Annotated in this window: 6 protein-coding genes; 1 reads left to right on the top strand and 5 read right to left on the bottom strand. The window is 35.0% G+C overall.

The genetic code is table 11. The features are described from left to right. The 4 genes from A9G10_RS06345 to yejK form a co-directional block, all read right to left on the bottom strand. Nucleotides 1–442, bottom strand: a 442-nt coding sequence (locus tag A9G10_RS06345) for a hypothetical protein (protein ID WP_143425966.1), incomplete at its 3' end; no start/stop codon positions are given. A gap of 168 nt (nucleotides 443–610) precedes the next feature. Further along, nucleotides 611–1,609 carry a hypothetical protein gene (locus tag A9G10_RS06340; protein ID WP_065558717.1) on the bottom strand — a complete coding sequence of 333 codons (999 nt, stop codon included), beginning with the start codon at nucleotides 1,607–1,609 and terminating at the stop codon, nucleotides 611–613. A 323-nt stretch (nucleotides 1,610–1,932) separates the two neighbouring features. Further along, nucleotides 1,933–2,775, bottom strand: coding sequence for a deoxyribonuclease IV (gene nfo / locus A9G10_RS06335; RefSeq protein ID WP_065558716.1), 843 nt, complete (start codon nucleotides 2,773–2,775; stop codon nucleotides 1,933–1,935). Between the two features lie 43 nt (nucleotides 2,776–2,818). Continuing rightward, nucleotides 2,819–3,823, bottom strand: coding sequence for a nucleoid-associated protein YejK (yejK, locus tag A9G10_RS06330; RefSeq protein WP_065558715.1), 1,005 nt, complete (start codon nucleotides 3,821–3,823; stop codon nucleotides 2,819–2,821). A gap of 361 nt (nucleotides 3,824–4,184) precedes the next feature. On the opposite strand from yejK, the gene A9G10_RS06325 reads away from it, so the two are divergent. Next, a complete protein-coding gene (locus A9G10_RS06325; RefSeq protein ID WP_065558714.1) occupies nucleotides 4,185–5,576 on the top strand; it encodes an MATE family efflux transporter in 1,392 nt (463 codons plus the stop codon). A 137-nt stretch (nucleotides 5,577–5,713) separates the two neighbouring features. Here A9G10_RS06325 and A9G10_RS06320 read toward each other — a convergent pair. Continuing rightward, the coding region (locus tag A9G10_RS06320) for an autotransporter outer membrane beta-barrel domain-containing protein (RefSeq protein WP_143425965.1) at nucleotides 5,714–6,541 on the bottom strand (828 nt) is incomplete at its 5' end.

The raw sequence follows: 6,541 nt of genomic DNA, 5'->3' as shown, positions 1-6,541 counted from the left end.
CTTCCGTATTATAAGGAGGCGAACGATCGGATCTATAAGAATCTAATATCGCCGTTGCTTCCATAGATAAAATTGGATAGGAGTAGAGCTGATTGTTTGTGTAATCATAAATCCAGAAATACGCATCTTCTGCAATCCCTGCCATTTTCATAAACAATTTACGTTCTTTGTCGGTTAATGTATATTTTTTGGGGGTTAGATTGGCAGGTAGTATTTTCTTGTCAGCATCGGGCGGTAAAGTTTCCGATAACGATACATGAAAAAATATCCTATCAGGGTCGAGATATTCGACGCTCTCCACATAATATATCTCGACATCTTTTATTACTTCTATGTTCGATCCAGATGTTTCAGATTTATCCGAATTGGTGTTGGTGCTGCAATTGCTGAGTAATAACAATGTGATAAAACTCATCAATAATAAATATAACTGCTTTTTCATTTTATTTCCTATGCACTTTTTATAAGACAACGTTAGGCTACTGGTTGTCTGATTCACTGTTTAAGCACACTTTGTGTGCTTTCCTGTTACATTTATTTTTATTATACCTTTTACTAACAATAAGGCACTTGTGTTAATTTTTACAAGATAATGTCTTGAAAGTTTCATTTAATGGCGATTATCACATTTAAATTCTATTCCGTCCCTGTAAGGCACAATAAAATCGAGGCCTTCACAGCTAAATGAAAACCATTCAAAACCAAATACCACTGGGGGTAAATCTTTGAATAATTGTCCTGCCCATTGGAATTTTTCATTTTCATAATCATGGTAATTGTTTAAACCAACTAATGAGGTACCTTCCGATTGATACATGCGCCTTTTAAAAAGAGTGTTACCTTCTTTATCTACAACTAGAAGTTCTCTTTCAAAAATTTTATAAATATCCAGTAGTTGTGGATGTTGTTCATCTACATAATCCTGAACATAAAAAGTCATATTATTCGCATTGGCCATGTAACTTTTTAGATACTTTGGGACATTTCCATAATTTCTATTTGATAATTTATCTGGTCCTGTATCCGGATAATTTGCATTTGGAATTAACCGCCAATCAAGTGGTGTAAGTTGTTCTTGTGCAAAAGGATTATCTTTTGTTATAGAAACCAATAAATCATAACTTGAATCAATCCTTGGCAATAAATCTTGCGGTAATTCGAATCCAATTCGATAATCTCTCGTATTATAAGGAGGTGAACTATAAACATCTAATATCGCTGTTGCTTCCAAAGATGAAATTGGATAGGAGTAGAGTTGATTGTCTGTGTAATCATAAATCCAGAAATACGCATCTTCTGCAATCCCTGCCATTTTCATAAACAATTTACGTTCTTTGTCGGTTAATGTATATTTTTTTGAGGTTAGATTGGCAGGTAGTATTTTCTTGTTAGCATCGAGCGGTAAAGTTTCTGATAACGATACGTGAAAAAATACCCTACCAGGGTCGATATCTTCGATTATCAGCATATGATATATATCGACATCTTTTATGACATTTAAATTCGATCCGGAAGTTTCAGATTTATTCGACTTGGTGTTGGTGCTGCAATTGCTGAGTAATAACAATGCGATAAAACTCATCAGTAATAAATATAACTGCTTTTTCATTTTATTTCCTATGCACTTTTTATAAGACAACGTTAGGCTACTGGTTGTCTGGTTCACTGTTTTAGCACACTTTGTGTGCCTTCCTATTACATTTATTGTTATTGTAATTCTTTCAAATACCAATGTACTTTGGTTAAATTTTAACTGGATAATGTCATGAAAGTCCCATTTAATGGCGATTATCACCTTTGGTGTTATTCCGTCATTGTAAGGAAAATAAAATCGAAGTCTTCACAGCTAAATGCGAACTATTCAAAGCAGAATACAATTAAAGGTAAATCTTTGAATAGTTGCTCTTCTCATTGGCATTTTTTAATTTAATTTTATTTACTCTGTGCTTTTAGCCATGCAATTTCTTGCGCCCAAATATCCGGATCGATAGTTTCGAGAATCAGCGGGATTTCATCAATTCTTGGATCTTGCATAATATATTTAAAAGCCGTTTCACCAATGTTCCCTTTTCCTAAACTATTATGGCGGTCAACATGGCTGGCAAGTTCACTTTTGGCATCGTTTAAATGCATGCCTCGTAAATATTTAAAACCAACAATTTTTTCAAATTCGGCGAACGTTTCTTGACAGGCTTTTTCAGTACGTAAATCATAACCGGCAGCAAAGGCGTGACAAGTATCAATACAGACACCAACGCGACTTTTATCTTCAACTTGGTCAATGATTTGTGCCAAATGTTCAAATTTATAACCTAAATTAGAGCCTTGACCTGCGGTATTTTCAATTACAGCAACCACATTGTTAGTTTTATCTAACGTAATATTAATGGATTGAGCAATCCGGCTGAGGCATTCATCAACTGATATCTGTTTTAAATGACTACCCGGGTGGAAATTAAGTAACGTTAATCCGAGTTGCTCACAGCGCTGCATTTCATCTAAAAAGGCGGTGCGTGATTTTTCAAGTTGTTCACTATCCGGATGACCTAAATTGATAAGGTAACTATCATGAGGCAATATCTGTTTACTAGTAAAGCCGTATTTTTCACAGCGCTTTTTAAAGCTATCGATCATAGCGCTTTCAAGTGGTTTTGCATGCCATTGACGTTGATTTTTGGTGAATAACGCAAAAGCAGTTGCGCCTATTTGATAAGCATTGATTGGGGCGTTATCGACCCCACCAGAAGCGCTCACATGCGCGCCAACATATTTCATACTTTTGAATCCTGATAATTGTGTTAAAAAAGGGAGTGTATAATTAGTTTGAACCACTATTGCGTTGCAACTGATCACGTAAGTTAGGTGGCACACCTTTTATCACTAATGAATCGGTTTGCGGATCCCATTTAATTCGTTCACCAAGTAGATCGGAATCAAAACTTAATGTTAATCCCCCTCCACTTCCTGAGAATTTTTTAAGTTGGCGCAAAGCACTACGATCAACCGGAAACGTTTCTTCCAAATCGTAATCACTGTTTTTAACAAATTCTATAAAATTGTTATCACCATTAGTTGGTAATTCATTGGCGAGATTTTTAAGCTCAATTTCTTCACCGGCTTGCAACTGAGCTTGGCAATAATTGTAAACATTTTCACGTGCATGAACTTTGTCTTGTTTATCAAATTGCATTTCTTGACAATAATCATCAACCGCTTTCACTAAAGTTTTATTCTGTGCTTTGGCATCTAACCCTTCACTTGCACCTAAGTAATCCATAAAAAAGTCTGATACTTTACGCCCTACTCTTCCTTTTAAAAAGGTTAAGTAACGTTTAGAATCTGCATCGGTTTCCCATTCAGTGATATCAATTCGAGCGATAATATCAGCATGATCAATATCTAAATATTGTGTTTCAGATATATCAAGTTGTTCATTGACTAACATGCTCGAACAACTATTTAAAACCGCAATGATCAGGTACTCTACGGCTAAATAACGGTAGTGACAAAAAACGACAGTGCCACCTTCAGCAAAAGGATATTTAGCTAGTTCATTGCGTAATTGTTTGGTGGATTCTTGACTAAAATGTAAAAAATCTTGGTTGCCAAGCCGCAATTCTTTAAGGGATTGTTCAAATAAACTTTCTTCGTTGAATAAACCATATGCTTTACTTTTATTATTATAAATACGGTTTATATCTTCAATTAAATTAACCACAGCTTGCTGATTACTTAACATCGAGTCACGCAATTGTAGTTCAATTTCAGTATCGCTTTTTCTAATTAATTTATGCAAGATAACTTTTTCTATTTGTACACTCATTAGGGATTCCTATTTGGATCGCAGTATTAAATTATGGTATATTTTACCAAAGCACTGAAAAAGTGCTATCAACAAATGAAAACCTGTTTGACTTATATGCGATAGACATTTCAAAATCGGCAATAACATCTTATCTATTTAAGCTTTCTTATCATTTAAAGCTAAAATGGGTGACGATGGCTCGCTTTCTAAAAAATTTTACTGGTATTAATTGAATATTAATTTTAAATGTTGGTTTGATAAATCGTCAAAGTAACGAATTTTGCTAATTCAACTAGCAAACATCACTGACTTTAAATAATATATTAAACTATATTGTAAACAAATAACCTTTAAAAAACCTTATGTGGTAATAATAACTATGGCTCACTCCAAAGATATTTATAATGATTTCAGAAATAAAAAAATCAGTTCATTATTTTGGCAATATGCATTGCCTGCGGTGATAGGAACAATTGTTAATACGTTATATAACATTATTGATGGTATTTTTATCGGTCATTGGATTGGGCGTGAAGCACTCAGCGCCGCTGGGCTTATTTTGCCAGTCATGAATTTTGCGGCAGGAATAGGTATGTTAGTTGGAATAGGTTCTGCTAGCCGAATATCAATTTTTTTAGGGCGAGGCGAAAATGATCAGGCAGAAAAAGTTGCCGGTACCTCGTTTATGTTAAGTGCGCTATTAAGTGGTTTAACATTGTCATTATTGCTTTTTTTTGTTGATCCCGTTTTACGGTTTGTGGGATCAAGTCCCGTTAATCATACTTACGCCAGAGAATTTTTAGAAGTCTTTTTACCCGGCAGTATCTTTCTAACATTGACGTTTAACTATAATAATATGATGCGTGCAAGTGGTTATCCGTTTAAAGCGATGGTAACAATGTTTGTCAGCGTTATTGCTAATATAATTTTAGCGCCAATCTTTATTATTGGTTTGGGTTGGGGTATGCGAGGGGCAGCCCTAGCAACGACGCTATCTATGTTGATAAGTTTTCTGTTTGTCATGCAGCATTTTGTTAGTAAAAACAGCAATATTAAATTGTATCTACGCAATTTCAGACTCAATTTGAAAATTGTCAAAGCGATCTTATCTATCGGGATGTCACCCTTTGCTATGCAAATTGCCGCTTCCGTTGTGGTTGTGTTTATCAACTGGCAACTCAATCACTATGCACCATTAGCCCATGAATCAAGCGATGATGCTATCGCAGCTTATTCAAATGCAAATCGACTTATTACCTTAATTATCATGATAGTTATCGGCATCAATCAAGGCATGCAACCTATAATTGGTTACAATTATGGTTCTAAAAATTACGCAAGAGTAAAAGCTACGTTTTTTTATGCCGTAAAAGTTGCAACGGTGGTCACTTCAATTGGATTTGTTCTTGGATTCTTTATTCCTGATACATTAGTTAAGGCCTTCAGTTCCGAACAAGATTTAGTTTCATTATCAGCAATAGCGCTTCGTTATACTACACTATCCTTTGCTTTTGTTGGTTTTCAAATGGTCACAACAAGCTTTTTCCAATGTATTGGCATGGCAAAAATTTCGATTCTATTAAGTCTTTCAAGGCAGATTTTAATTTTATTACCAGCGTTATATATTTTACCGCTATTCTTTGGTTTTGATGGTGTTTGGGCAGCATCGCCAACAGCAGATCTGCTATCGACAGGAACGGCTTACATTGTCCTTTTTTGTTATTTTAAATCCATTAAAAATCGAGATTGTTCACCAAAACTAAATGAATGATTTTTTAGCTGTTTAGAATCGATTATTCGGTTAGATTAGTCCCTACTATCGTATAGTTTTTGATGTTATTAATAGTTATCTATAAAAAAAGCAGTACTAAATCGTACTGCTTTGTATTTACTAAGATATTACTATTGTTAGAATGAATAATTTAAACCTAGTTGTCCACCAATTCGTGAATATTTATCTGAGCCAAATCGAGTATCTAGTTGAGCATAAGCACTTAGTGATTTTGTCATGCTTCCACTCACACCGACTTTAAACTCTGCGTAATTTTTACCTTGATTTGAATCAACATGTTTTCCTTTTACTTTCGCTTCTGGTGAAGATGAATCATATAGCCAGTTTGCTTCAATAAATGGTAACACGCCGTAACCAGATTTTGTGCTTTGACCATAGTAACGTGCACCTATGCGTAATTGCGCACCATCTGCATTAATGTTGTCGACTTTACCTGCACGACCTAAATTAAACTTATCACTGTCTAACCAGGTATAACCAATTTGAGCATGTGGCTCAAGTAACCAGTTTTTCTCATCGCCTTCAAGAACAATTAATCCATAACCAACTTCAGCAGATAAACTTAATGCGTTCCCATTATATTTGCTTGAATAGTTTCTTGAATTTGATAAATGAACGGATGTTTTATGTTTGAACCAGCTATATTGTGCCCAAGTATCGACATAAAGCCCTTCACCATTGGTTTGTGCATTCCAGTTACCGTAAACCCCTAAGTTATAACCGGTCACACTACCATCACCGTTACGTTTACTGTGTTTTTGTTGGGTATCAATTGAACTGTGACCGTATCCACCATAAACCCCTACTTTAAATTGGTCTAAAGATAATACATCCACACCCATTTCAATCACTGATGTCTTCATGTCTATTGATTGTCTACCATTAAACATGTCAGTCTGAGTTCGGTCATAGCTATAACGCATCCAAACATTTGAATCCGGTAC

This window comes from Gilliamella sp. wkB308 (assembly GCF_001690185.1).
GTDB classification, from domain to species: Bacteria; Pseudomonadota; Gammaproteobacteria; order Enterobacterales; family Orbaceae; genus Gilliamella; species Gilliamella apicola_I.
The sequence above is the reverse complement of the archived record's forward strand: the minus strand, read 5'-3'. Positions and strand labels throughout refer to the sequence as shown.